The sequence below is a fragment of the Pseudomonas sp. GOM6 genome, assembly GCF_029537485.1.
GTDB lineage: Bacteria > Pseudomonadota > Gammaproteobacteria > Pseudomonadales > Pseudomonadaceae > Aquipseudomonas.
The window spans coordinates 48,499-74,989 of record NZ_JARPUS010000005.1 but is presented as its reverse complement, the minus strand read 5'-3'; the positions used below and the strand labels follow the sequence as shown (position 1 = coordinate 74,989).

The following is a 26,491-nucleotide window of genomic DNA, read 5'->3' as shown; positions in this document are numbered from 1 at the left end:
GCACCCCATAGGGGGCTTGGCCCCCATAGGGTTAGGTTCATTCGATACTCCTTAACTCGCCTTTTTCAGCGCTTGAGCCTTGGAGAACTCCGTGAGTGCGTAATCCAGATCTGCACCCTCCAGATAGCCATTGGCCCAGTCATAAGCGGCCTCCCAGGAGTTAGTACGGATCGAACGCTGAAGCACATTGTCGATTCGCTTTAACACCTTCGGGTCCATCTCAACCTCTGATGGAACTCCATTGCTGGCGATTGAAGACTGCGGTGGAATAGCAACCGAAGCTGCCTGTTCCGGAGCGGCCTGCACGGTAGCAAGGGGAGCCACGCTCGCCATCACCGGCTCTGGGGTTTGCGCACGAGGCGTAACGTCCATCACTGGCATGGGGATTGTTGGCTCGTGACCGATCTGCAAAGCACCAAGCATCGGGTCAGCACCCATCTCTGCAGCAGCTACACCGAGGGTAACTGCAGACGGGGCAATGCCTTCGCCAGCATCTTCGTTGAGGTAGCTAATCACCTGGTCGAGGATCGGCGAGGTCATTGGCCAGAACTTACGAGCTGCCTTGATAGCGGTTTTCAGCGCCATCGCCTTGAAGTGCGTCTCCCATGGACCCTTTTTCCCAACACTGCCGTTTTTCCAGGCAGAACTGAGATCACGGGCCGCGTACACCTCTTCCGCACTGAGACAGGTCACCAGAAGGCAACCAATCGCCAGATGGGCTTTGACATACACCCCACGGAACTCGCCACGATCCTTGGTAGCCAAGAACGGATCAAAGTCGTGGATGGGCTCCACACTACTCCCGCGATAGCGAAACGCATCGTTGGAATAGACAGCTTCTGCAACCACCAGATTGACCGCCCGACTGTCAGTCGCAATCTTGATCAGACCGCGATAGCTGATGTCCGCAATGACCTTTCCATCCCGAGGGACAAGATAGGCCAGGCTCATAGCCGGGTTTAGCGTCAGGCCAGAGCTTGCGATCTGGACCAGCGCCATTTTCAGGCTTGTCGGGTTGCGCTTGGCAGTCTGAGCCAGGTAGTCGTTTTCGAGCATTGCCTTCATGGCAAACAACGCTTCCTGCTGGAAGACAATTGCGTTGCCAGTGGCTTTCACCATCTTCATGAAGCCTTCTTCAGCAGCAGTGATTAGCTGCTTGATTTCAGCATTCGGAACCGGTGTTTTGTCTTTAGCCATGTGAACCTCCAAGTCAATAAGAGGGACACATTCCCCGTGGGGAATGGGCCCCACAGGGTTGGTTTACCGATCAGATCATTGCCAGGAAAGGCACTGCCCCGAAGGGCATGTCGTCGTTGAACGAGTCGTAATCCGGGTAATCAGGCTGAGGGCCTGCCGGCGACTGTTGAGGTCGAGACTGTTGTTGCGGCTGTTGCGGCTGCTGCTGCGCACGAGGCGCTTGCGGCGGTCGCTGTTGCTGTTGCGGCCTGGGCTGCTGAGGGCGCGATTGTTGCTGCGCCGAGTCAGAAGCTTGGCCCGCCGAGCCAGGAGCCCTTCCCAGGAGCTGGTAAGTGCCATTCTGGTCAACGATGATCTCGGTGGTGTAGCGCTTGACGCCATCCTTTTCCCATTCACGGGTCTGAAGACGGCCTTCGATATACACCTGAGACCCCTTGCTTGAGTACTCCTCGGCGATTTCCGCGAGCTTCCCAAACACCACCACTCGGTGCCATTCAGTGCGCTCTTGCTGCTGCCCTGTTTGCTTGTCCTTCCAGCTTTCCGAAGTCGCAACCGTAACGCTTGCGACAGGATTGCCATTAGGCAGATAGCGAAGTTCAGGGTCGCCGCCGAGATTACCGACGATGATTACTTTATTGACGCCTTTCTTAGCCATGTGTGATCTCCAGCTGAGAGAGGCCCATCTGCCCTGTGGGGCAAAAGAGCCCCTAGGGGGGGATGGTTTGGTGTTTGCTGGAAGACAGTCCAGCTGCTGCATCTGTGAAGGCACCAAGGCCTGCACAAGAATTGGGGAGGTTCAACTGAGGGGTAAACAGGAGGGAAAAACTTTTTCTGTGGTCCCCACCTGAGGACAACAGGAAAAGCATTTCAGGAGGGGGCGCACCCCCTCCCGCGTTCTTGAAGAGCTCAGACGACTACACCGATGTCCGCGCCAGCGGTGAGGATCTGACACCTGGTAGCCCAGTTCTTCACAAAGCGAAGATCTAGGTGTTCGGGGGACACGGTATCGGCAACCTGTTGGGGCACCTTTACGCATTGTCCATCGCCAAGCATCAGTTCCTGAACTTCAACAAGATACATAGCTTCTAACGTGTGCATGGCTTACTCCGGCTTAGGTGGTCCACCGAAAAGCTCCTTCGAGAAGCTCTTGGGTGGACCACCCAAACGGGAGGTCCTGCAGATCAACTCAGCAAGTGAGTTGAACGCCACGACGGAGGTATGTGGGCTGGTCGAAAATCGAATAATCGACTTCGGCCGGCTTCACGCGGGTAGCACCACGAGGGGCATCTACACGCTTCTCCTTCGAGACTTTCTGCGGCGCGACTGCGGAACCAGCATCGAGCGGATCGAAATCATCACGCTTAGCTGAGAACGACAGAACGCTATCTTGGGATTCGCCATCGTCTTCCTTCAGCGCCTTATCCTTCGCAACCTTATCGGCCTGAGCCTTTTGGTGACGATTGAATGCAACGATGCAGTAAACGAAAGCGATAAAAAGACCGCCAATCAGCAGAGAGCCAAAGTCAGAGACGTTCACTTGGAAGCCTCCTCAATAGCTGCGAAATGGGCAGTTTGTTGAGCAGCAACGGCACTGAAATCGAGGCTCGGAACGATAACGTACTGAGCGATAGCGATAGCAGCAGCGAAGAGAATTGCGTATTTCATGGTTGGAACTCCGGAGTTGAGGCCGAAGACAACCACACCCAGAGGGGATGGTTATCCCCGACGGGTAAGTACGTTCGCGAGACGTACCTAGGAAGTGCTAGAAGGTGCCTAGCTACACATGGACTCAAAGGTGAAACCTTTGAGCTTCTCACCAAGCAGCATTGCTTGGATGAAGAGTCTTCAGATTACCGACACGAAATCCGCCTGTAAACCCCCTCGACGAATCATCTGACGTGCCGAGGTCTAGACCCTGTTATGGGTACAAACTGACGACTTTCTGAGCTTGCCGTGAAATATGTTAAGTGCTCCCCAACCAAAGGAGTCCACCATGGCTAACGGCCAAACTTTCGTACCGAGCAGCAACTACTCGACCCCAACCATCGAGTCGGCCATCACCCTGAACACCGAGCAAGCAATGCGTGTTTTCAACCGCTGCTTCGAAGGCGCCGGCCGCGCCCTGTTCACCGTCGACGTAATCGCCCGCGCCCTGGCCGAGAACAACAAGTCCTTCGATCACGGCGAGATCATGAACAGCATCAACATCATGATCACCAAGCTGGAAAAAGACATCAGCGACGCCAAGGGCCGCTTCGAGCATCTGCTGGCCTCCAACAACCAGGCCGACACCCGCGCCCGCTACCAGGGCGCCAAGAAGTTCACCTTCGCTATCAGCACTCCTGAAATCCTGCGCTTCGCAAAAATCCTCGTCTCGTTCGACGAGATGATCCAGCTGTTCGACACCCTCTGGCTCGTCGGCCTCATCGACAGCAAGAAGGCGCAGTCCTTCCGCGGCGAGCAGTTGCGCATGGTCATGCGGATTGTCCGCAAACTTCAGAACCAAGCCTCCATGGCTCGTAAGAAGGCTAAGACTGAAGGCACCCCTGAAGCGATCGAGGCTCTCAAGGCAGTGCTGGACGAAGACGATTCGGACAAGAAAGCATCTGAAGAAGCAAACGCGGTCATGGGTGACGAGGGCCTGGCTGAGTCGGCCTAATCCCACCCCCGAACTAAGCCCCGCCCTGCGGGGTTTTTTTTGGCCTAGAGGTAGGGACTGCTGCCGGACTTCGGCCAAAGGCCAGCAACAAAAAGCCCCGCTAAGCGGGGCTTGGAATGAAGTCCTTTATTGTATCGTTTGCCTCATCTCGTCTTCGGCATTCTTCCTGACCTCTGTGAGGTCACCAACGTTCTCTACCCGCTGAACGTTCCGCTCTGCAGAATCCAGGCGTGTACCGGAATAGTTCATGCGCGAGTTCTGCCCGGTCAGTTTGTCCAGGTTCATATTTCCAATCGTTGGGTAGACACCTGTTAGGTTCATGATGCCAACCCACTCAGAGATATCGATCTTCGACCAATCAATCTTCGCCAGATCAGAGACCTCAAGGCCGGAGCACTCAGGGTTCTCTGCCTCCCCAAAATCACGACCCAATTGTGGCCTTGCCTGCTCCTGCATGATTCGCCCAAGCGGGGAGTTAAAGCAGCAATAAGCTTCGCGCTTTTCAATGCAGCCAAAGGGTGACTCATCAGCGCAATAGGAGCCTACGAAGTGGCAAAGCTTTGTCTGCTTCTTAGCTCCAAGCTCGAACTCCCGCTCCTCACACTCCCAGATGATCTGCACAAGGATATTGGCGATCTGGTAGACCATGTAAGCGATCATGATCACGCTCAAAGCACCGGCAATCATGGGGCCAAATGCCGCGCCCCCAGAACCGGTATACGACGCCGCAGTAGTTGTGCCATCTACAGCAGTGGTTGTAGCAGTGGAAACGAAGATCGTCTGAGCCGCTGCCTGGCCAAAGGTTTCATAGGTCCAAGCAGCAACCTTATCCATAATCATTTGCTTGACCTCAGACAACACTGCTGTTTCGGCAATCTCGGCCGCGCCGGATTCTCCTGCTGAAGCCCAAACGCTCGAAACAACGGTGTTGTATCCCTGCACAACAAGATCAGCCCCATAGCTCATCAGTCCTTGTGATTGTGCAGCTTCACCCAAGGCACCAGTCATACTGGCAGCCTTAAGTGTGTTCCAGGTCAGATTCATGTAATCGAAGAGGGAAACGCCATCAGGCGCCTCACAGCAGTCAACCCACCCGCCCAATGCCTTTTTGCACTCGAACACCTCACCCTTCCAGATCTTACAGTCGAGGCTGCCATCTTCTGGGTTCTCACCACAATCAAGGTCATGCTCAGCAAACTGCGCAATCTGAAGGGCTGCTGCAGCATAGGCAAAGTCACTAGATTTCTCGTCCACCGGGTTGTAACACTCAGTGCCAAGGCATCGAACTTGGCCATCGCACTGGTAAGAGGTGGAAGCGGTAGCTGATTCGATTGGAACATCAACGCCGCAGTCCCAAACCTCCTCCTGGACATAGCAGTAGCCAGATTGGCCTGTGGCATTGCCAATGCACTGGGTGGAGATAAAGCCGCACCCAGAGGTATTTTCAAGCTCCTCACAGGTTGTGGCCCGCAGGGAGTTATCGACACAGCCATCAACCTTTACTGCCTGAGCCAGCTTGTCGATCCCTTTAATAGGGGATGGCTTCATCGCGTTGTAGAAGGTATCGCCCGGGCAAACCTGGACACCCTTCACAGGAAGGCATCCAGACTCCACACCACCAGTAACCTTCAGGGTCCCACCCTCGGAGCAGGTGCCGTCAGCAACTTTTTTGGCAGACTCCAAGCACGCGGTCGGCCCCCACTGCTCGTTATCGAGACGGATCATCTTGAAAGCGAGGTCGCGAGAATAGTAATTGCCCGGCGTTCCACTGCCGTCATCGTTGATATCAACGATTGCCGTTAGGTTGTTGGTGCAGGAAGGCATCTGAACGACATTCACCGTCCCGCCGGCATTCGTTTTGGGCTTTGCACTGTGCTCGGCCCAAACACCCACACCACTCACAAACGCGAACTTGTGGGGAAGCAGCGCACCCATCTCGTTCTTCTTACAGACATTATCGAATTGCAAAGCTCGGACCGATGAATCAAAACCTGCGGTACGACTTGTGTTTACCGCCTTTCCATCGGTAAAGGTGATCCGCACACGGTTCTTTTCGCCAGTCCCAGGCATGTCTTCGACTGCAACACTGGCCATCAAAGGTACTTCTGCGACAGACAGCGGATGGGTAACGGTGCAAGTATCTTCTGAGTTCTCAGGGCACTGTTCGACGCCACTGGCATCGGTATAGCACTCCATCTGGCCTACGTTGAAGGGGCATTCCACGTTGCCGACATCGACCCGGAGAACCATTTTCCCCACATTAGGAATAGGAGGCTCACTCAGCTTCTCGTAGATTGGATCCCCCTCGCAAACATCAAACCCGGAAAGGTTTACGCAAGACTCCGTCCCGGAAACAGCCGTGTACTCACCTGTGCAAAATCCATCAAGAGTAGAAAGCGCAGACTGAACACAGGTCTGGGGCTCCCACCGATCGCGAACGACCGTCAGGAACTGTGCAACTTTGAACAACTGACCCGCAGTGAAAGTATTTGCCATCGCCACGCCAAGCGACTTGATGCCAGCGTTGTCATGGAAGATGTAGGCCGTAAAACCCATTGCGTCCATCTGTTCACGCGGGGACCCACCACTGCCACCACCATCTTTGTTACCGACGATCACGAATACCTTATTAACATTGTCACGCCAGGCATTGTTATTAATAGCCCAGCGTACAGCATTAAAGTTTTCAGTATCACCGCCATTCACCTTCACACTATCAATCCATGCCTGAAAAGCATTGATATTGTCTGTTAGTGGAATGTGATTATATGTGTACTGCCCATTACGGGTTACTGCACCCCCAAGCCTCAGCTTACCCTTTGAATTAACACCGAGAAGCTCAGCTACCCGCCTCACGTTGACGCGGAGTGACTGAATAATTGACTCCATGGATCCCGAGTTGTCTATCAGGAAATACAGATCTGTTGGCTCAGGCTCAATTTCAATCGAGTGAGTAATTGTGCAGTCACCGGCAGGCTTATTGATTCGCTCGCAGGTCTTATAATCAGGAACCCTCTTGGTCAGGGTAATTTTGTTGTAGGTATTTTCTTCGCTGCAGTCGGCAAACTCTTTTTCAAAGAGGTCTTGATTATTGAAGACCGTATCAGTATTGGTCCATAGTGGGTCATTAGTGATATCCGGACGCTGGAGTTGGGCGGTACCTTTAATCAACCGGTACGCTTCACCCTCCATCGAAGATTCATCTTGGAGGCGAACGTTAGCCGTAGTTCCGTAATCAAGAGTCCCCTGGTCGTTGCCGTACAAATGCTCTAGCTCGGGGGCATTTGTTGAGGAAGCGCCAGGGAATACATCACTTAGATTAATGGAGGATGAATCAGCGCCCGACCCGAACACAATTGCGCTGTCCGTCACGCTCGGAGCCTGGAATGCGCTCATGGCCTTTTTAGCAAAGGCATTGCCTTGACTGGCTGATTCTGAGACAGCATCAGCCCATGCAGGGAATGTCGTCGCATTCAGGTAGAAGAACAGTGTGATCACTGAAGTGCCGCGAAGAAACGCGTTCATTAGTTTGTACCCAAGGTATTACAGCAGTCGTTCCAGCGAAACATCATGTAAACCGCGTCTTCGCCAACCTTGGGAATTACGCGCCCTTCCCCGCCTTGCCATGTCATAGGATGCTGACCAATCCAGTGGGCTTCTTTGGTTTCAGGCCGCGGCGTGAACATCGCCATTTTGTATTGGCTTTTGGGAATAGTTGGGAAAATTTGGCCACGGCAAATGTTCTCGTTACCCATAGTGAGGTGGGCCATTCCGCGACGATGCATTTGGGCAACAGTCCGTGCCCCAAGGAGTGACGTTGTTCGACCAAAGTCATCGGGAATAGTGTTTCCGGTCATTGGGTATATCGAACCCCAAGTACCAGAGCACCACCAAAGGGAGGTAAGACCTTGCTGCGCTGCCAGCCCAAGCCCCGCATCAGCTGTGCACGCAGCCTGTGCCAATGGGTTTGCTACTGCAGCCGACTCGGGATGAGTGAAGAAAGCTAACTCACTATTATTCCAAGTCGGGTCAATTTCGGACAATGAGATGATATCGAAGTCCTTATATCCGTCAGCAGAGCACCTCTTGGGCATATAAAGCTCAAGAATACTCAGCAAAGGGAATGCGTAGTAATGAACACTGTAAAAAGACAGGTTCTCACTTGAGATCATGTCGCCATTGTTAGATGTGCTCTGCGTGCCCCATTGACGAGCATTGCCCAGCGGCAACTGAACACCACCAAGAGACATTGCACATCCAGGCTTTCTCACTACCTCAATAAGCCTGGCTGGCTCCCACATAGAATTGACAATTCCTGGCATGGGAATACCCAGGTTGTCTTTACACATGCAGAACGCCAAATCAGATGACTCTTCGGGACGCTCGCCCGGCGTAATAGATACACCCGCAACCCGGATCGGAAAAATACATGCCCAGCAAACATCGGTGAAAAGCTTTGCGCTAAATAGCTCAGCACTCGGGCAAGAAAGCGCATCACCACTGGTAGAGTCAGCGGTCGAGAGTTGCGGCATAAGAATCAATGCAACAAGCAATGCAGTAGCGCGTGCTATTCGGCAGAACACGGTCATATTCCTGTTGAGTTATCAGATGGCCTGCGGAAGGAGGTCAAAGTCTTTAATGCGGGCAACCGATCGGCGAATTGCAGCATCAACCCCACCCGGCAGGTCTGGGCGGGACATTGCGTAGCCCTGAATCCAGGCGCTGGGAAAAACCTTGAGCACATCGATGTCTTGAATACGCTCAAGGCGCTCGAAAATAATTTTGGTACCGCGTTCAGCGCAGGTACGCTCAAGGCGAAGAAGCCACTCAAGGTCAGGAGTGATTTTCAATGTTGAAAGATCGACCTTGCAGTAGTCCCAATGCTGGGAGTCAAGTCGCTCACGAGTAGAGTGCTTCACACCATAATCATCGATAGCCACAGCAATATCGCCGGCATGCAGCACACTGAGCACATGCGCCAGGTGATCACCCTGAAGAGGACTTTTGCAGGGTACCTCGACAACAACTCGCGCCCGCTTCCTCGCGACCAGGTCTGACAACAGATCCGCGCAAAGGCCGAATGTCGCCGGGTCTTCGAGGGTTTCCGGGCTGATGTTCACGAAGATGGGCTTATTCAGCCCAGCAATCTCCTGATCACCGTTGAGCAAGGAGTAAACCTCAACATCTAGGTCACTCCAGGTCATGCCCGTAATCGCCATGAACTCAGCGGGCACCGCTATCTTTTTCGAGGGCAGCACCATCCTGGCCAGGACTTCTAGCGCCTCGGGCTGGTGGTTTGCACTGTGCATCCATTGGGTAGCCAAAACGATCATTTCACATCCCTCTTGGCCACTTCCTGAATGAAGAAGAAGCCCTTGTCAGCTGTAACGATTGAGGGAACCTTCTGCAGGTCAAAGCGCTCACGCACATCTGACTGCAGGAGGTAGGCAGGTTGATTCAAATAGTCCTCAACCCGCTTTAGTTCCTCCCAGCCGGAATCTCGCGGCAGGCTGGTGAGAATGATCGTAATGAGTTGATCCTTGCCGAAGGCTTCAATTTGACCCCTTGCAAGGGTCAGTTGCCATTCCTTCGCCGGATCAATGATCAGCAGACGCTGATTGAACGGCCGGATGTCCAGCGGGTTGATGCGGGTCCCCGCAGCATGAATGAGTGTCCCGTCAGGCGCCCGCATCTCTTGAGGCACAACTATTGACGGATCGAGCTTTCGAAGCCTGGTCTCCAGTGCATCGTCGAGCACCACAAACTGCTGGTTTGCCCAGAAGCGCTTGATGGCCTTCCTCTTGAGCTCTTCCTTATCGATGTTTGCCAGCCGCTCCTTCATCAGCTCGATAAGGTCTCGTTCTGCAATCTCAACAGTGGCGCCGAGCGTCCCAAGGTCGAAAGTATCTTCTTTGCCCTTGAACACCTCGATTGAGGAGGTTCCCCGGACAATGTTGACGACCTTGTCATCCTTCCTGCGTGCCACTGCGGGAACCTCTGTCACCCCATTGTCTACGAACGCGACGGGGTCGATCTGAACCTCAACGTCAGACTTGGTTTCCATGGCAAGTGTCTGAATCTTGGCAAGCGCCTGAACCATGGTGGCCCCATCTGGAATGCCGCGAAACTTCAGGGTCACCCGACCGGATTCGTCGTACTCCTTCAGCATCTCTCGGATCTGGCCCTCGCCCATGGACCAGGACACGAAAATGATGAAGTTCTCACCGGTGCTGAGAACGTCGGCCTTCCCTGGTTCTGGCGGTTTGCGGGCGATCTTTTCAAGGTCGTCAGGGAATACAGCCTTGATCTCATCGCGCCTAACCCAGTCCAGAGATTCGGCATCCAGCGCCCCCTTAGTCAGAGCTTCTGCATGGGCCTTGATGTCGGTCATTTCCGCACCGAACACCTGTTCATCAGGGCTCACCTGATCAATACCGAGAGGGCCTGCCACAGCAAGGCTCGACTCAACCAGCAGCACCAGCAAAAGTGCCCTTACCATAGCGGGTACGCCTTACCAATGATGTCGCCGGCCGGGACGTATCCCCAGTAGCGGGAGTCAAACGAGTCCAGGGTCTTCCCCATAAACCAGTACTTCCCCTCAGGCACGATCTCATCACGCACATAGCGGCTCGGCGGGCGCTTCAACTTCGGGGAGAGGGCCAGGCCCTCTCCCACCTCATAGCCATTAACGGTCACCTTCTGCAGGCCTACGCTCACGCGGTCGCCCGGTACGCCATCGGCGACCTTGATGATCTGGGTGCCATTCTTGAAGAAAGGCTCCATCGCACCAGAGCGGAAGGCGAAGATCTCGCCGCGCTCAACAGTCGTGTCGTACTTATCGATTGCGAACACCCGCCACTGAAGGCAGGTGTGCTCCTGGGGATCGATGCCGATGCTGTAACGATCCGTGAGGTAGAGTGCACCGAGGGAAATGACGGCTGTCAGCGGCAAGGCTTTGAGGAGGAACACGCCAAGAGGCTGTTTATTCTTCATCGAAGGCCTCCGGATCAACAATCGAACCTGCTGCCTGCCCTGCAGAAGTAACTTCTGCGCGTTCGATGTCGACAGGGACCTCACTCTCAGCCGGATAGCTAACCAGTACGCGAGAGTCGATGACGACGAAGCCCGCTGCGGCCAGCTTGGTTGCTTTCTGCTGCAGATCGAGGGTCGCGGCGTTGACCGTCTCGGTCGTAGCGGCATCCCCGAGCTTCCCGAGGATAGCGTCATAGTTGACCACCGCCAGCATCTGGCCCTGGTCCGCGCTTCTGAAGAACGACTCGTATGCCGCCAAGACGGCCACAGAAACCAGGAATGAAATTATCGCGTTACGCATCACAGATGCCCCCTGTCACGCAGGACGGCATTGATCGCTTGCGAGGTATCCATGCCGGTCTTGATATGGTTGTTAATCGCCTGAACGTCGTCGGGAGCCGTCGAATACAGCAGCTTCGAGAAGTTATCGACCGTGAGTCGCGCCACCCCGGAGCCGCGCTCCGTGTTAATGAAAATCTCGGAGTACTGCCCGCGAATGGTGTGTACCGACTTCAGGATGCTGTAACCGAAGTCACTCAGAGTCAGGCGCCCTTCCTTGCGGATCAGGTTGATTGACTCTGCCTTCTGACCCAGCAGGAAGGTGTTTGCCGAGTTCTCAGCGATAGCCCGACCGGTTGGTGAGGCATACAGGTCGTTCACCGACTGAGTAATCGTGATTGCGGCCCCGTTGTACTTACGGAACCGGCGATAGCCATGCTCGATGAACTTGGCAACGTCACCTTCAGTAAGCAGGGACCAGGCCTCGTCGATGATCACGATCTTCTTGCGATCGCGCTCGCCCAGGAACATGTCTTGTTGGATCTGGTAGATGAGCTGGAGGAGAACAACCTGCTGCAGGTGCTTTCGACCTTTCAGCTCTTCAAGCTCAAGAACTGTGAACGGATTTTCGAAGTTGACGTTGTTCTTGCCGTTGAAATACTTGCCGTACATGCCCTTGGAGGTGAAGGGGTAGAGCTGACGGCCGATATCTTGAACGCGGCTATCCTCGTCACCGAGCATGGACTGCTCGATATGGTCAACCGTCATGGCATTGCCATGGATTTGCCAGACCATAGAGGTGTGACGGCGAAGGCCGGCAGTCTGCAAGTCGGTAAGGGGAACCGTAGGCGCCGCCATCGCAGACAGAAGACCAATGAGCACGTCTTCTTCGTCGGAGTAGATCTGCACCAATTCAAACGGGTTGAGGCAGATATTTGCCTCAGGGGTGAACTCGACGAAGTCCCCATTGAAAGCCCGAGCAAGCTTCTCGTAGGACCGCCCAACGTCAATAACCCACACCTGCGCCCCGGTTGATCGGTAGGCAGTGATTAGGTAGTTGGTTAGGAATGACTTACCAGAGCCCGACTGAGCCGCAACGGTCGCGTTGTAGTTGGTCTCCGAGTCGAAAAGGCAGTAGGACATCAACTGACCGTTCCGCGACGCGAAGGTCATCATCGGTGTGCCTGACCCCTTCCAGTCGCCATAGATCGGGAGCAGCGGAAGCGCGTGGGTGATAGCCATCGTTTTATAGCGGCGCGATTCCTCAATCGCTTTGCGATCAGCCCCGAACGGCAGCGCACCGATGAAAAGCGGGAGGTTGAAGAACTTATCTTCCATTACCTGGAACTGGCGGATACCCAGGTAGTTCCTCGCTTCGGAGGATGCACGTACGAGCTTGTCGCGGTTCTCAGCGAATACAAGCACTGTCATGTTGCAACGGACGACGGCCTCACCCTCGTCCAGCTCTTTGAAGAGGGTGTCAAAGCCGTTCTTCTTGGCGGCGAGCATTGGAACGAACTTCAACAGTGGACCGTACGCCTGGTTATTGGCCCAGGTGCGTTTAGTCTGCAGCTTGTCTTTCGTCCCCTGCTGATCAGGGAAATACATAGTGAAACTGAAAATGCAGTTTTCACGTATGCCGGTTCGGCCGTTAAGTAGATCGCCGAGATACCAGGCTGCATTGCCCTGGAAGGTAGTGCGCGGGAAGCGCTTAACGCTCAACGACTTCACCAGCGTGGAACCAATCATGAGGTGATCGGAGAAAACCTCGACAGTCCGGTCATAGTCCAAGACTTGGTACTTCAGGGGCTTATCGTCATCCGCGGTCATTTCGGTGCGATCGCGCCAGGACGCATCCGGGCCCTGGTTGAGGATGGACCCCATCAGCTCTACGTAAATATCGTTATCCAGGACACGCGGGCAAAAGCCGACTGAGTTGAAGGTCGAATCGAACTGCGCTCGCAGTTCGCCAGCGTGCTGGGCTTCCTTTTCGCTAGGGAAGGTGTCGGCGATGGGCAGAATCACCGTGACGAGAGCATGGGTCTCACGGATTTTGATGCCGGAGTGCTCGTCGATCGGATTGAGCGTGCCATTGAATAGATACTGCGCACGGTTCTGGATAGCGACAGTCTCTACACCCTGCTCGGTCGAAAGGCGCATGCGAAGCATGCCGTTGACCTGGTCATTGATGTTCTGACTACCGAAAAGAATGAACGAAATAAGGGTGCCGTCAGGCCACGCCTGCTTAAGCACCGACTTCAGCTGATCCCCTTCTTTGCCATCGGAGCCAGGCAGCGGGCGACAAAGGAAGCCGAAGGCGATCTGATTGTCATCGAGCAGAAAAAGCTTGCTGTCGGGATCGTAGGCCTCTACCTGCAGCAGGTCTGCCAGAGGGTATTGAACGTGTTTATAAGCAGTCACTTCAGATGCCCTCTGTGAGCCATTTGTGGAGATCGCCCTTCATGTATCCATTGCGGACAAGGCCATCGTCGCGAAGAAGGAAGGGGACGCCTTTCAGACCCAGCAGCTGGGTTGTAACCACCCGCTTAGCTACTGGTGTTGTGTCACAGTCCTTGAATTCAGGGTTCGGGATATCCTTAGGCTTTACCCGGCCCAGAAGTACCTTCTGTGCCAGTTCGCGGTCAGGGGAGCAGAACCCGAAGCGGACAGCCTTCTGACTGTCTTCTCCGAGGACGGGGATGTGCACCAATTTGAAGGTGTAATCCGTTTCTTTCAGAGCGTCCTCTATGAGGAGATGGCACGAGGGGCAATAGGGGTCGGTGAAAATGACGATCTCCCTTGGGCCGGTACCGATGGTCATTGGCGCGAGAGCATCAACACGAAAATCGAGTTTCTTGAGGTTCATGTAGTTGTATGCACGCCTTGCGTCCTCAAGCGATTCGATGTTCTTCCCATCCCAGGCATCGAACATCGACCCCTGGAACACAAATCGGCCGTTTGCAGACACAAAAGCCAGCTTTCCGTTCTTGACGGCTGCCACCATCCCATTGATTGGCAGGGGCTCCACTTGGTTGTGCGCACCTGGACTATCTGAAGCAGAAGCGGTAGCCGTCAGCGCAGCAAGGGCAAGGGACAAAAGTACTTTTCGGATATGGTTCATCGGTTTCCGTCCAGGGTTCGAATAGAAACAGGCTACCGACGATCCACACATGCATGAGCTGAATTAGGCCCCTCCGGAGGGGTCAAATAGAAAGGGCGCCATCAGGCGCCCTTGTATTGCAGAACTCACCAGGCTATAGGTGGTGACTCGTCCCCCGAGTCATCAACCCCAACGAGGATGATGTGTGGCGGAGTCGAGTAGGTGCGCTTGGAGATTGTGATCACAGCGCCACCCAGCCCCTGCTCGGCGTCGTTCAGCCACCACCGGTGGCGAGCAATTCGACCATCCTCATCGGCGCACCGTGCAGTTGCAGTCCATGCCGTTCCACCCTCTGTCACTTTGATTTCACAGGTCGGCGGTATGTTCTTCTTAACCTCAATGTCGGCAGAACCACCTGCCTCCTTGCCCATAGATGTCTCGATATCCATGGTCACCTGATACTGCCCCTCCTCGCCCAGCGTGGATCGAGCGTAACGGGAGCCATTTGTGTCGATCACCTCACCATCAAGCCGATACACAATGCTTGTGATCGTGTCCTTTGGATGACCTCCCGAGATGTAGGGGCGAACCATTACATCCAGCGGCGCTCGGTTGGCGGTATTGCTACCACTCCAGGCAAGAGTCACCTGCCAAGGCGGTGGCTCTTTGAAGACCATTGTCCGCTCTACCTGCGAGTAGTTGCCCCTGGCGTCGTAGACATGAACAAGGAACGTGTAGGTATCTGGGGCATTCACCTTCAACAGGCGAAGCGCCATGTTGTCGTCCTTTACAACATCAAGGCCAGGATGCGCTGGCAGCTCCCAGTTGTAATAGACCCCTTCAACACCTTTGAACTCGCCAATGTTCCTGACTCGGAGGGTCAGGTCCGCCGGCGCGTACTCAGAAGAGAACGAAGGCTGGATACCCCACTTAGGCCAGTCGTATAGCCAGAAAGTAATGCGCTGAGTAGTTATCCCCTCGCCACCTTGGTCCCGATAGCCATTAATCCAGGCCCTATACGAGATTTCGGTTTTCTCTAGGTCGAGGTCTTCTTCAGTTGGCGTATAGGTCACTTGCTGGCCGGGAACAACCGCCCCGTCATGAGGCATGATGAACTCGCCATCCATAGTGAGATCCATGTTCGGGTAGGGCATAAGCATGTTGGCCACCCAAACCGCTTCCTTGCCGACCTCAGGCCGACGAGGGCCAATCAGCTGCACCCTTGGCGGGCGAACCTTCCTGAAGGCAACACCCGAGCGAAGCACCTTCCAAATCCGGGGATCCTCAGTCGGGGAGTCCTTGTACTTCATGCGTGCATACACATAGACCCGCTGCTCAGAGTCTCGCGAGAATGTCACGCTGTCAGCGCCAGGAGTCCAGGTCACGCCGCGGTCAAGGCTCCATTCCACATCGATATTGCTCGTATCGAGGTCGCTGCCATCAATGCTCTTCAGCCTGAACGTAGAGTCTGCATTGAGGAAGGTGTTCCCCGGACCGCGCAGCAGGCCACGAGGCACGTTATAGGCAATGATCTCCACCTCATCCGTAAGAGATGTGGCCCCGGAGTTTTTGTTCACCATCGTTGCCCGGACTTTGTAGGTGCCCTTTTCAAAGGTCTTGAAGATCCGCTGAGGCGCCCGTGAAGGGTTGGGCAAAGGCTCCCAGGCGCCACCCTCAGTCGAAATTTCCCACTGAACATCGCCCAGGTCTTTCGTCCAAGCGCGATTGTTAACGTCCGCAAACAGAGTGACCCGCAGAGGCGCCTCACCAGTTAGTCGCAGCGCTCGGATGGAGCCATCTAGAGCCGCACCGTTGAGGATGGCAATCGACAGCGGTCTCGGAGATACACGGGTCTCCTGGTATTCCGGGATAGGCGAAATAGCTTTTGCTTCAGCGTAAATCCTGAGGCTCTTACCAGCCAGCTCGGCAACAGACAGCTCAAATTCCGCGGCACCGGCACCGTCAGACTTCATCCAGTCGGTTAGTGGCTCCACCGTGTTCCAGGCTGGCTTAGTCACAAGGCGCACCTCCCACTCACCCATGGTGCCAGCGTCATAAACGACATCGCTGGTGTAGTAGTCGCCTACGTTAACTGTGACTCCCAAAAGTTCTGTGGACAGAATGCGCTGGCTATCACTCTGGATGACCGGCAGAACATTGGCGTCCGGGATAGAGACAACACGAATCGAACCACTGGACTGAATGTCATGCAGCTGCGCGTATTTGGTCTCGACCTTGATTTCACGCTGCTCCCAAAGACTATCGAACGGTGCAGTGTTGATCCGGCGCCTGAAGTCCATAGACCGGGCAGGGCCTGGCGAAACCTCTTCCGTGGCCTCTTTGCCCTCATTGAAGTTGTGGGTCATCATCAACTTCGCGCCTGCAGCCGTGATCTGAGCGTCTGTCACATACTGACCGCTGACATACGAGGTGTAGTAGGCGTCGCCGATCTTGTTCTTGTTCTCCAAAAACTCGACCCCGATTTCTGGAGGCATGACGGATTGGTAGCTAAAGACCCCCTTCCCGATCTCGACCTTTTCGCCCGCCTTCGTGAACACTGAAAGGGTCCACTTGGTATCGTTGTTGCCCAGGTACGTAGAGACGCCAAGAACGTAAGGCTTTTCCCAGTACTCTCGCGCCTTCAACCCAACCGGGATCTCGTCCCACTCAACCAGGCAAGCAGGACGGGCTGAATTGGTTGCCGCAGAGTTCTTCGCCCGGAACTCAACGATAGTCAGATCGCACTTTGGCCCAGCCGTCTGCATGAAGTCGATGTCGAGCTGTTCGACCATGTAATAGGCTTCTGTGAACGGATACTTCGGCCCCATCTCAACAACGCCGGAGACAGAAGTAACTTCTAGGCTGGTCGTGTAGGTGCCAATCAGGTGCTTCCCGCCATCAGCACCAACAATGAAGGCAGCAGCCTCAACCGCCTGAGCACCAACAGCCTCAACCGCCCCTTCAAAAGCCAGTGTCTTGCCGGACGAAATGTTCTTCGTTTCAACGGGCCATTTTGTCCACTCTACGAAGCAGAGCGGTGAATCATAAGGGTTGCCTTTAGCAGCCTCGGATTCCTTGACGTTGAAAGTGCACTCGGCAGATCCAGGAACAAGCTCTGCACGAACACGATCCATGAGCTGAATCGCAGGGTTGGCACTGAGGCTTACTTCAGCAGCCGGGGCCCATACGACAAAAGGCACACGATATACGGTACCAGTGCCGTCCGCCCTGGCCAGCTTCAGGAAAGCCTTGCCGGCCTTTCCAGACTCCAAAGCGGCGATGCTGGCGCCCATTGCATCCTCGGCCAAGTAGTCAACCACTACCACCCCGCCTTCAGAGGGAACCATATCCTGGCCAGAGATATTCAGGCCCACCTCAGACTGGGAATCTACAACTGCAATCCACTCAGTACCAAGTTCGGCGAGTGCTTGCGGGTCAGTCAAAAGCAGACCCGGCCGGCCATCTGCACGGTTGAATGGCTGAGTAATCGCCGGCGTCTTGAACTCCTGTTCAGGTAGATCAATGACGGGCAGATGGTCGATCAGATCACCGATCGGCCGCGGAATTAGATTCAGAGTACCGGTAAAGGACTCGCCCGCCTGATCAGTAACTGTCAGAAGCATTTGCGTTGCAGCTTTACCCTTAGTCCGGAAGACCAACGTATTGCCGCGCACAACCACTTCGCCGTGCTCAGGCTGCTGAGCAACTGTAAAGGTGTGGGTACCCCACCGATTTGGATCTTCTGCGCTCAAGCGAAGATTCCCACCGACACCCTCATAGAAGTAGAACTCCTGGGGTGCAAAACCAGTTGGTGCATAGTTCTTGCGGTATACAACCACCCGAGCAACGCCTTCTATGTAATCGCCAGCGGCATCTACAGCTCGATACGGGAATGCATCAACACCGTAGAACTTGGCTTCAGGCGTATACACAAAGCCTTCCGTCGTCAGCACTACCTCACCGTGAGCAGGCTGCGAAATAACTTCGAAGGTATGCGCATCCCAAGCATTGGGGTCCTCTACGGACGGCCAGGTGGGGCGCGAGGATTCACCCTCATACGCCACGAGCAGTGCCTCAGTCGTCAGAGGGGCTGTGTTGTAGGGAATCACCTCGATGTCGACCTTGCCGACTACCGAAAGACCACCGAGGTCTACAGCCCGCACAGTCAGCTGATCGGCGCCTGAGTAATTCTTGTTTGGGGTATAAATAATTCGGTTCTCAACCACCTCGGCCTGGCCGAATGCCGGGGCTACAGTGACGGTTAGAACGTGACGCCCATAGTCGTAGAAGTTGGCATCAGCCACTTTCGGATAGAAGGGAGCGCTCACCCCACTCTCATAGACCTTGATGATCCCGCCAACACTGGTCGGCGCTACGTTGTTCTTTTCGACTGTAAAGACGACGTATCCATCAACCGAAAGCCCGCCAGCATCGGTCGCACGCACGGGAACAACCATCGTCCCAACAAAGCCTGCGGCCGGCGCGAACACCAAGCTGGATCCGCTCAAAGAGACACTGCCGGAGTGCGGCTGCTCAAGAATCTCGTAGGTGAAGGTTTCACCAGCATTCTTGTCCACGACTACCAGAGGAGCGGAAAGCGAAACACCTTCTGGCCCCGTCGCAGCACCGCTGACTGAATCAGGGGCGTAGTTAAAGGCCTCGATGCTGACAGTTGCCGTGCCAACTACAGATAGACCGCCCTGGTCGACAGCAAGGAACTTAAACGAGTCGGTGCCGCTATAGCCAAAGGCCGCGGTGTAGACCAGCTGATTGTTCACCACCTCCACGAATCCAGCCATGGTCTGGATTGGAACGATGAAGGTGTGATTCCCCGCGTCATACGGATTCTCATCGACGACCACAGGCTGAACGGGAGAGCTTGTCTTACCCTCCACGGCAGAGATCGTTGCGCTTGCAGATGTAGGGGCGTAGTTGTACTTGGCCACGTCAATTGTGCCGACCAGGTCATCTGTAGCCGCACCTGCAGCATCGACCACCTTGTACTTGAAGGTTGCCTTCCCGAAGAACCCCTTGACTGGAGTAAAAGTAACTTTGCTGCCGGACACAGCAATGCTGCCCACACCGGCCGGCGGCTGCTCAACAATCACCAGGGTGTGGCTATCGCTCGGCATCCCCACGTCAACATCGATCGCAACTGGGACATCTCCCGTCACGTTGAATTTGTATGGCACAGCAGCGGACAGAAGCCCGCCTGGGTCCCGCGCCTTGAGCTGAACCGTTGCCACGCCAGTAAATCCAGCTGCCGGGGTGTATGTCAGCACATCCCCCGATATAGCTGCGGTACCAGCCCCTGCGGCAGGGGAAGCGGAAATGCTGAAGGTTAGGGGCGCATCCTGGTTAGGATCGATCGCAGAAAGTCTTGTCGAGAGGGACTGCCCCATAGGAGTCGTGAACTCCTGAGCTGTCATTACTGGCGCCTTGTTGAGCGGAATAACCTTGGCGTAAATGGCGTAATCACTCGACACGCCCCCGCGATTATCACGGACCCTATAGGTAACCTTTTTAAAGCCGTAGAAGCCAGCCACCGGCGCCAAGGTGATGGTTTTCCCCGAAACAGAGATAGCCCCGAAAGACGGGTCCGCAGAAGTTACGACTTCAACTGTATGGGTATCGCCGGCGTCAGGATCAGACACCGAAACGGAGACAGCCTTTGACGTGCCCTGGTTAAACGTGACCTGTATATCCTGGGATGAGGGCGCGTCATTAGAGGCGGCCACAGCAAAGGTGTATTTGCCAAGACCTACTGCACCACTGGCGTCAGCTACAGCAACAACGCAATCAGCGCTGCCACTCCAATCTGTATCAGGCTGAAACCGAACCTCGGTTCCAGAAATAGAACACACGCCGCCAGCTGCAGGCTGCTCGTGGATGAACATCGTGAATGGAGCTGAGCCGTCAGGATCGTTGAACACGACAGGAACCGAGGCAGGCTCATCTTCGAGGATGTTGGTTATCACCGGCGAAACTTCAGGCGCGTCGTTTTCGTTCTCGAACGTAGCCTTGTAGTACTGCGGCTCAGACGAAACACCGAAGGAGTCCACCGCCTTAAGGGAGAACTCAACGTCCCCATTCCAGTTCTTGGCAGGCGTAAAAGTAACTTTTGTCCCGTCGATGGTCACCACACCAATCGTGGGGTCAGGCTGCTGATCAACAAAGAGGGTATAGGTATCACCCTCATCCGGATCGACCACAAGAGGCTCAAAAGTAAGCGGTCGATCCTCAACTCCGATCAAGGCCGTCTTCGACAGGACAGGCGCGTCAGGCTCAGGAGTCACCTCGAAGCTAATGGTGCCAACATCAGACTGAACGCCTTCTGCAGAAATACTGCGGTAGGAGAAACTCCCCGACCCATTCCAGTCCCTCACCGGGGAAAAGATGATCGTCTTGCCATCAACAAACGCTGAGCCCTGCGAATCGTGCGGCTGACCAGCCACCTCGTAGGACGCATAGTCGACGCCGTTTGCCGGCATATCGATAACGAAGGGCTGGTCTTCTGGAGTGGAAATTGCGATTGCCGGCGCTGCAGGCACATCAAGCGGAGCACTGACATTGACGCGGGCAGAGGTGTCTTTCACGACAATGTTGATACTGCCCGTGAAGCCAGCTGGCAGGGTTGCTTCACCAGTGCACGACTCACTGTCACTGGTCCTTTTGCCCTCGCAGGAACCGATACTGCCGGAGGTGCCGGTGCCGACATTAATATCGTATGAGAACGAACCCATACCAGAGCAGGTCTCACGCGTCGCACTGTAGGTAACTTGAACCTTTTGTCCTGCCACCGCTTCAGTTGGCGACACGACCAGGTCCTGATTGCTCATGACGCAATCGGCAAATGCTGCATTTGAAATAAAAGAGGTCGTCAGAAGGAAAAGTGCACCTGGTATCCATTTCAGCATCGTAAAACTCTTCTTTTATTTCGAACTCAGAATTGCCAAAAGCCGGCAGCGCCGGCTTCAGGAAACATCGCGATCAGTTGATCGACACAGTGGCCGTCATGATCGATTCGATGATGGTCGGGGTGTTGTAGAGACCGACACCGCCGCCCACGCCAGTAGCGAAGGACATGATGCTTTGACGCACGATGCCGGCAACGATGCCTACCAGCACCATGGAGCCCGCGACAACGCGACCGAGGGTGCCCTGCATCCAGTCGGTCAAAGTAACCCAGATGGTGTCGAAGGAATCACCGCCGGTACCGGCCATGGCCATCTGAGTGGCGCACATCAGACCAACAACGAGCAGAGCTTGCGCGGTGGTGTTGCGGTCCTGGCGGATTTGGGCGGCGGATTTCAGTTGTTTCTGTTTTGCGTTTTTGCCGAAGAGCATGGTGTTTCTCCTGATATCTCTGGCGGTGGGGGGGTTAGTTCGTTTCGGTTTTGCTTTGAGTCAGCGGACGAATCGTGGGAGTCGGCTTCATCGCAGGAGTACCAATTTCCCAGCGGCGAGGCTCGATCTCGGTGTAGATGTATCCCGGCACGTTCAGGTCGCCCGCTTCGGATTCCCAGGGCGCAACCCAGACGCGCATAACCGTGGCCTGCGTGCGAATCGGAACCGGGTTGCGTGCCGGGCGAGGTACGACGTAGTGCTCACCAGAGGCCATTACTGGTTTGGAGCTGGCCTCCAGAGCCTCGACGGCATCCTCGTCACCCTCTGCCTTTGCTTGATTGAGCTTGGCGTCCTGCTCCATGCGCTGACGAAAATTCTCGCTTTCGGTCATCTGGTACACGTCACGGGCAGACATACAGGTCACACCGTTCGGCATGCCCTTACAGCCGTACTCGGATTCACCGATCTGCAGGAACGAGCAACCGGTGACCTGGCTAAGAACTACTGCCAGCCCGGCGAAGAGGATGCTTTTCTTAATCATGCTTGCTTTGTTCATGTGTGAATCTTCCTGGTTGGAAGGGGCCAATTGCGGTCAATTAGGCCCCGAAATGGGATCAAGCCTTCCGGAAACTCAGACCTTGTTGATCAGCTTCAGCTGGATGCCCTTCTTCACGATGAAATCGATCTCGCGAGCTGCATCCACCTCGATCACCGGATAAAGGTTCTCGGCCATCTCCAGGTAGAAGTCGGCAATACGCTCAAGCGCTCTACCTGCACCAGAAACAGCCGCCCCTTGCATGGCTTCGCCATTGAGGGCCTGCGCATAAACAGGTGAGTAGTCTTCCTCGTCATCGCCAACACCCGTAACATTGATGGAGGGAACGGACTGGACGTTGAATGCTTCAGAGACGCCCTGCATGAACCCCGCCATCAGGGAGCGGGCAAGAATGGCGCCCTGCTTGGAAACCAGGCGCCCACGGACACCGGCCTTTCCGTCTTCGCCGGTAGCGTAGGCGTCGATACCTGACTCAATGACCCCGCCGTCATCACGCACACATGACAGTGTTTCTGCACGCATGTAGGCCCGCTCAGAGGAGAGATCTCCGAAAGCGCTCGCGATAATGAAGCACTCGCGCACATCAGCTCGGAAACGGTTCGGTAGAACTGCTTCCTTCTTGATACGCAGCAGCAGAGGGAATGGATCACGGCGAGCGCCGTTACCGGTAGGCGCATCTACACCGGTGATCAAGGCGCCGGACATGATCGAACCAGCAGGGAGATAGACCTCCTGCTCTTTCTTCCCCTCTTCCTCCTCCTCAGAAGCATCTTCGCCAATGGTGGCGATCTTGATGTCGTCTTGTTTGCGGTTGGCCTGACCAGGCTTCACAACCTCATCAACAGGTTTCGGAGCACTGGCAAAGAACTCAGCCTGGTTCTGATTCGGATTGACCGCTGCGGCCTCATATTTCCGACGAGACTGAACCTCTTCAGCTTTCTTCTGCCGCTTCACCAGCTCGTCCTCGGCCTTTGGACCAACGCCACCCTGACGACGCAGCGTTTCAAGCTCCTGTTGAAGCTTCGCATTGGCAGCCTTCAGCGCCTCGGAGTCTTGAGCTGCGAGCTCATTTTGATCCTTGAGGTCGGTGACCACTTTCGCGAGGTCGGATACCTGCTGCTTGAGCTCATTACCCTGGCTCGACTTGTCAGCCAGCGCCTTGAGGTTTCGGTCGATCTCAACAAGCTTGCGACCTTGCTCAGCCTGAGTACTGTTGAGTGAGTCCAAGCCAACTTGCCGCGGATCCTTATCGGTAAGGACCGAGTTGATGGTGGGCTTTCCACGAGCCGAGGTCTTTTGACCACCAGTCATGGACGACAGAGCCGTCACAAGAAGCAGAACCGCGCCCACACCAGCTGCAATATGCGCCCACTTCTTATGCTGCGGGGAAAGCTTGCGATACGAATCCATAAAACCAGCCATGGCCATCCCCTTATTGCAGCAGACTAGGACGAGAAGACTCCTCTGCCGGGGCCTCCCCGACACGAGTCACGATATAGATTTCAGTGGCCTCACCCGGGTCCAGCATGTTTCGCGGCCATGCAGCTGCAGCCGCTAGAGACGGGTGAGTGCACGCTGTTTCGTCGAACATGACAGGCTGCTTTGAGGTATTACGTGCCACACCAACGCTGACCTGGAAGCTATGTCCCATGAGGAGCTGACCAGCGCGGAAGTCGAAATTAATTCCTTCCTGGTAGCACGCAGGTATGGTGTCGTAGCCATTGGCCTTGCCGATCGAGTAACCCCTGGGAATTTGACCAAGAGCCATCGAGCGCATGATCCCCTTGATGGTTTCCATGTACGGCTGGCCTTGCTCCCACTTACGAGCTTGGCCCGAGTAACGGAAGTGACCAGAGCGCCCACCTGACGCTGGAGCATTCAGCGCACCACCCGCCATGGAGTCGACCAGAACGAGCTGAGCCTGGATCGGAGGCACGCGACGTGGCGCAAGCGTCAGAGAGATGGCCACCGACTCATCTTCCTTCGGTGTGATGTACATGGTCACCGGAGACTCATCCTTGGTGGACACGTAGATCACGTTCTCTTTGACCATGATCTTGGCGCCGGAAACCGTCTGAACGATCGGCTTCTCGAAAGGCGTAACGATACGGTTTAGGTGTCCAACTGCTGCCGGAATGATCGTGTTCACTCCAGGCACCACCGGCACCTCTTGCAGGGAAGCAACTGGGGCTACTTCTTTGGCCGGCGCACTGCTAGCGACAGAAGAAGGAACGGTCGGCAGATCATCAGATGCGCCGCCACCGGTAATGCCCAGAATCGCCGGCTCTTCAGCGCCACCCCGGTCATCTCGCCCAACAGAAGCTACTTCTGTGCGAACCTTGGAGCCGGATGGCTCCTCAAGGCCGTACTCGCTAGGGTCGACAACTTCTGCTGTCCGCTGTGCCACCGAAGGAAGCTTCGAGGCGGAAGACTTTTGCGCAACTGACGGAAGTCCAGAAACGGAACTATTAGTGTCCGCCGCCGCATGCCCGGCAAATACCGCTGCCACCGCTACAGCCAATACTGCACACTTAAAATTACTTCGCATCTTGTGCGGCTCCCATTCGCTGCTTAGCCTCATTCGAGGCTTTATCTCGACGCAGTACGTCCTCGGTTTTTGGACGACCAGAGTAGGTAGTCAGATAGGTGATTGTTGGCTTGTAGTTACGGATCTCCAACTCAACCTCATAGGTAGTATTGGAGCGAACTGGCCTGCCATTGGGGCCGGTCATAACTGTGCGACCAACAACGAAGAACTTATTGGCGTTCTGCTTTTCACGCAGAACTTCCTTCGCCTCGAACTTGATAACAACTCGGTCCTGGCGAATTTGAGCAACCTGCTCTTCTACTGCGTTGATCACATCCTGATAAATATCGTTCGAAAGCAGTGGTTCCAGCGTCGAGCGAATCATCGTCGCGGTTTGCGGATTGACGTTACCGACCACATTCGCAACATAGAGAGCCCAGGCCTCGGTATAGGTGTCAGATGCCGCATTGGAATCTACCCACGCCTGCTCGGTCATGGCAGGCGGGACGATGGTCACGACTGTGTCCTGAGACAGGAGGCCTACCACCAGCGCACCATTCACAACCAGTAGCCCGACCGCCAGCTGGCGCAAAAAGTTGTTTTCGCTGCGGGTGCCTGCAATGCTTTTCTTGAGATTTGAAAGAAGCATTAGTTGAACTCTCTGATGAATGGGTTTGGAACTGTTCTGGCCTTGGCTCCGGCAATTCCGGTACCCCAATAGATCATGTGCGCCATAAAGCCGTCTGGATGATCGTCTCGATACTTTCGATACCAGCGAGTTAGCAGGATTCCGCCGATAGTGAAAACTGCCGCATACCCTGTGAACATCCCAAGAACCAGACCAATACCGATTGGCGCTACTTCGTCGGCCTGCCAAAAGAGAAGATGGGGCGGGTCATCTACATACTGCGGGATATTGATTGCACTCATTTTGCTTGGCTCTTTTGAACAAGTTGCGACATGGCTTTCAAGATATCTTCAGGCGCAACTGCGCCGCCGACATCAACGGTTTGCCCGGTAGGATTGAATCGAATAACAGTGGTCGGAGTTACTTTGACGCCTAAATCCACGGCCTCTTTGAAGTCACCCTTAACCTTTTCGTAATAGAGGTTTTGATCGATACACTTGGTGAGCTCACGCCCATCGAGGCCGATGCGCTGAGCAATCGATTTCAGCGCGGTACGAGTCCCATTGCCGTTGCTCTGGGTCTCTTCGAAGATCTGGGCCGACATCTTGAAGAAGGCATCATTTCCTCCCTGGTGAGCGGCGCACTCAGCAGCAAAAGCAGCTTTCCTTGAAGCCTCGCCGTGAATCGGCACGTGCTTGAACACCAAGCTGATGTTCCCCTTCGAGCCATCAACCAACGACTTCGGAATTTCATAGAAGGCCTTGCAAGCAGGGCACTCAAAATCGCTGTACTCGATCAGAGTGAATTGCGCGTTCGGATCACCGTATCGACGCTCGCCGGCTTCAACTGCAGGTGTGCCATCGTCGCCAGAGCTGGCCCCAACAACTGACTTCAAATCGCTTCCAGGCCCAATAATCTTCAGGACCTCAATCAGGCCGTCACGAGAAAAGGCCCACGGCTTTACTCGCGCCAGGTCCGATACAACCTGCTCAGAAATCCGAGCCGCGTTGTCGGCGGATGAGGTAGCAGTCTTGATTTCGTACAGAGCGAAACCAGACATCAAAATGGCCAGGCCAGAGAAGGCGACGCTGAGCGCCTGCATGGTTGAGGAAGCTTTCATCAGAATCGGCATCAGTTGCTTATCGATGAAGCAATGTTGCCGGCTG

General features: G+C 55.0%; 22 protein-coding genes. 1 reads left to right on the top strand and 21 read right to left on the bottom strand.

The annotated features are described in order from the left end of the window. Window positions 1–51 precede the first annotated feature (51 nt). From P7A97_RS07605 to P7A97_RS07585, 5 genes are all read right to left on the bottom strand, one after another. Window positions 52–1,197: a RecT family recombinase gene (locus P7A97_RS07605; RefSeq protein WP_277689323.1), complete on the bottom strand. Its 1,146-nt coding sequence runs from the start codon at window positions 1,195–1,197 to the stop codon at window positions 52–54. Window positions 1,198–1,267: 70 nt separating this feature from the next. Then, complete coding sequence (ssb, locus tag P7A97_RS07600) at window positions 1,268–1,852, bottom strand: single-stranded DNA-binding protein (protein WP_277689322.1); 585 nt, start codon at window positions 1,850–1,852, stop codon at window positions 1,268–1,270. A gap of 251 nt (window positions 1,853–2,103) precedes the next feature. Beyond that, window positions 2,104–2,295, bottom strand: a complete 192-nt coding sequence (locus tag P7A97_RS07595) for a hypothetical protein (protein ID WP_277689321.1) — start codon at window positions 2,293–2,295, stop codon at window positions 2,104–2,106. A gap of 88 nt (window positions 2,296–2,383) precedes the next feature. Beyond that, window positions 2,384–2,734 carry a hypothetical protein gene (locus P7A97_RS07590; protein WP_277689320.1) on the bottom strand — a complete coding sequence of 117 codons (351 nt, stop codon included), beginning with the start codon at window positions 2,732–2,734 and terminating at the stop codon, window positions 2,384–2,386. After that, on the bottom strand, window positions 2,731–2,862 hold the full coding sequence (locus P7A97_RS07585) for a hypothetical protein (protein ID WP_277689319.1): 132 nt from the start codon (window positions 2,860–2,862) through the stop codon (window positions 2,731–2,733). The genes P7A97_RS07590 and P7A97_RS07585 overlap by 4 nt, the downstream gene beginning before the upstream one ends. Window positions 2,863–3,190: 328 nt before the next feature. Between P7A97_RS07585 and P7A97_RS07580 the strand changes: the two genes are divergently transcribed. Further along, a complete protein-coding gene (locus P7A97_RS07580) occupies window positions 3,191–3,856 on the top strand; it encodes a hypothetical protein (RefSeq protein ID WP_277689318.1) in 666 nt (221 codons plus the stop codon). A gap of 126 nt (window positions 3,857–3,982) precedes the next feature. Here P7A97_RS07580 and traN read toward each other — a convergent pair whose 3' ends face one another. The 16 genes from traN to P7A97_RS07500 all read right to left on the bottom strand — a co-directional run bounded on the left by traN (window position 3,983) and on the right by P7A97_RS07500 (window position 26,457). Further along, window positions 3,983–7,381 carry a conjugal transfer protein TraN gene (gene traN, locus P7A97_RS07575; RefSeq protein ID WP_277689317.1) on the bottom strand — a complete coding sequence of 1,133 codons (3,399 nt, stop codon included), beginning with the start codon at window positions 7,379–7,381 and terminating at the stop codon, window positions 3,983–3,985. After that, the gene (locus P7A97_RS07570) at window positions 7,381–8,445 is read right to left on the bottom strand and encodes a TraU family protein (RefSeq protein ID WP_277689316.1); all 1,065 of its coding nucleotides are present in this window, start codon (window positions 8,443–8,445) and stop codon (window positions 7,381–7,383) included. The genes traN and P7A97_RS07570 overlap by 1 nt, the downstream gene beginning before the upstream one ends. A 15-nt stretch (window positions 8,446–8,460) precedes the next feature. Further along, window positions 8,461–9,189: an EAL domain-containing protein gene (locus P7A97_RS07565; protein WP_277689315.1), complete on the bottom strand. Its 729-nt coding sequence runs from the start codon at window positions 9,187–9,189 to the stop codon at window positions 8,461–8,463. Beyond that, window positions 9,186–10,334, bottom strand: a complete 1,149-nt coding sequence (locus tag P7A97_RS07560; protein ID WP_277689540.1) for a TrbC family F-type conjugative pilus assembly protein — start codon at window positions 10,332–10,334, stop codon at window positions 9,186–9,188. Before P7A97_RS07560 ends, P7A97_RS07565 begins: the two co-directional genes overlap by 4 nt. A gap of 14 nt (window positions 10,335–10,348) precedes the next feature. Beyond that, complete coding sequence (gene lepB, locus P7A97_RS07555) at window positions 10,349–10,849, bottom strand: signal peptidase I (protein ID WP_277689314.1); 501 nt, start codon at window positions 10,847–10,849, stop codon at window positions 10,349–10,351. Further along, the gene (locus P7A97_RS07550) at window positions 10,839–11,189 is read right to left on the bottom strand and encodes a hypothetical protein (RefSeq protein ID WP_277689313.1); all 351 of its coding nucleotides are present in this window, start codon (window positions 11,187–11,189) and stop codon (window positions 10,839–10,841) included. The genes lepB and P7A97_RS07550 overlap by 11 nt, the downstream gene beginning before the upstream one ends. Further along, complete coding sequence (traC, locus tag P7A97_RS07545; protein WP_277689312.1) at window positions 11,189–13,588, bottom strand: type IV secretion system protein TraC; 2,400 nt, start codon at window positions 13,586–13,588, stop codon at window positions 11,189–11,191. Before traC ends, P7A97_RS07550 begins: the two co-directional genes overlap by 1 nt. Before the next feature lies 1 nt (window position 13,589). After that, complete coding sequence (locus P7A97_RS07540) at window positions 13,590–14,288, bottom strand: DsbC family protein (RefSeq protein WP_277689311.1); 699 nt, start codon at window positions 14,286–14,288, stop codon at window positions 13,590–13,592. 125 nt (window positions 14,289–14,413) lie between these two features. Then, window positions 14,414–21,184 (bottom strand): Ig-like domain-containing protein, encoded by a 6,771-nt coding sequence (locus P7A97_RS07535; RefSeq protein ID WP_277689310.1) that lies wholly within the window; start codon window positions 21,182–21,184, stop codon window positions 14,414–14,416. Between the two features lie 73 nt (window positions 21,185–21,257). After that, complete coding sequence (gene traA, locus P7A97_RS07530; RefSeq protein WP_347177304.1) at window positions 21,258–21,512, bottom strand: TraA family conjugative transfer protein; 255 nt, start codon at window positions 21,510–21,512, stop codon at window positions 21,258–21,260. Between the two features lie 136 nt (window positions 21,513–21,648). Next, the gene (traV, locus tag P7A97_RS07525; protein WP_277689308.1) at window positions 21,649–22,170 is read right to left on the bottom strand and encodes a type IV conjugative transfer system lipoprotein TraV; all 522 of its coding nucleotides are present in this window, start codon (window positions 22,168–22,170) and stop codon (window positions 21,649–21,651) included. 75 nt (window positions 22,171–22,245) lie between these two features. Then, window positions 22,246–23,592 (bottom strand): TrbI/VirB10 family protein, encoded by a 1,347-nt coding sequence (locus tag P7A97_RS07520; protein WP_277689307.1) that lies wholly within the window; start codon window positions 23,590–23,592, stop codon window positions 22,246–22,248. A 10-nt stretch (window positions 23,593–23,602) separates the two neighbouring features. Continuing rightward, window positions 23,603–24,718, bottom strand: a complete 1,116-nt coding sequence (locus P7A97_RS07515) for a type-F conjugative transfer system secretin TraK (RefSeq protein WP_277689306.1) — start codon at window positions 24,716–24,718, stop codon at window positions 23,603–23,605. Next, window positions 24,708–25,346: a TraE/TraK family type IV conjugative transfer system protein gene (locus P7A97_RS07510; RefSeq protein ID WP_277689305.1), complete on the bottom strand. Its 639-nt coding sequence runs from the start codon at window positions 25,344–25,346 to the stop codon at window positions 24,708–24,710. The genes P7A97_RS07515 and P7A97_RS07510 overlap by 11 nt, the downstream gene beginning before the upstream one ends. Beyond that, window positions 25,346–25,627 (bottom strand): type IV conjugative transfer system protein TraL, encoded by a 282-nt coding sequence (gene traL, locus P7A97_RS07505; protein WP_277689304.1) that lies wholly within the window; start codon window positions 25,625–25,627, stop codon window positions 25,346–25,348. Before traL ends, P7A97_RS07510 begins: the two co-directional genes overlap by 1 nt. Beyond that, window positions 25,624–26,457: a thioredoxin domain-containing protein gene (locus tag P7A97_RS07500; protein ID WP_277689303.1), complete on the bottom strand. Its 834-nt coding sequence runs from the start codon at window positions 26,455–26,457 to the stop codon at window positions 25,624–25,626. Before P7A97_RS07500 ends, traL begins: the two co-directional genes overlap by 4 nt. Window positions 26,458–26,491 lie beyond the last annotated feature (34 nt).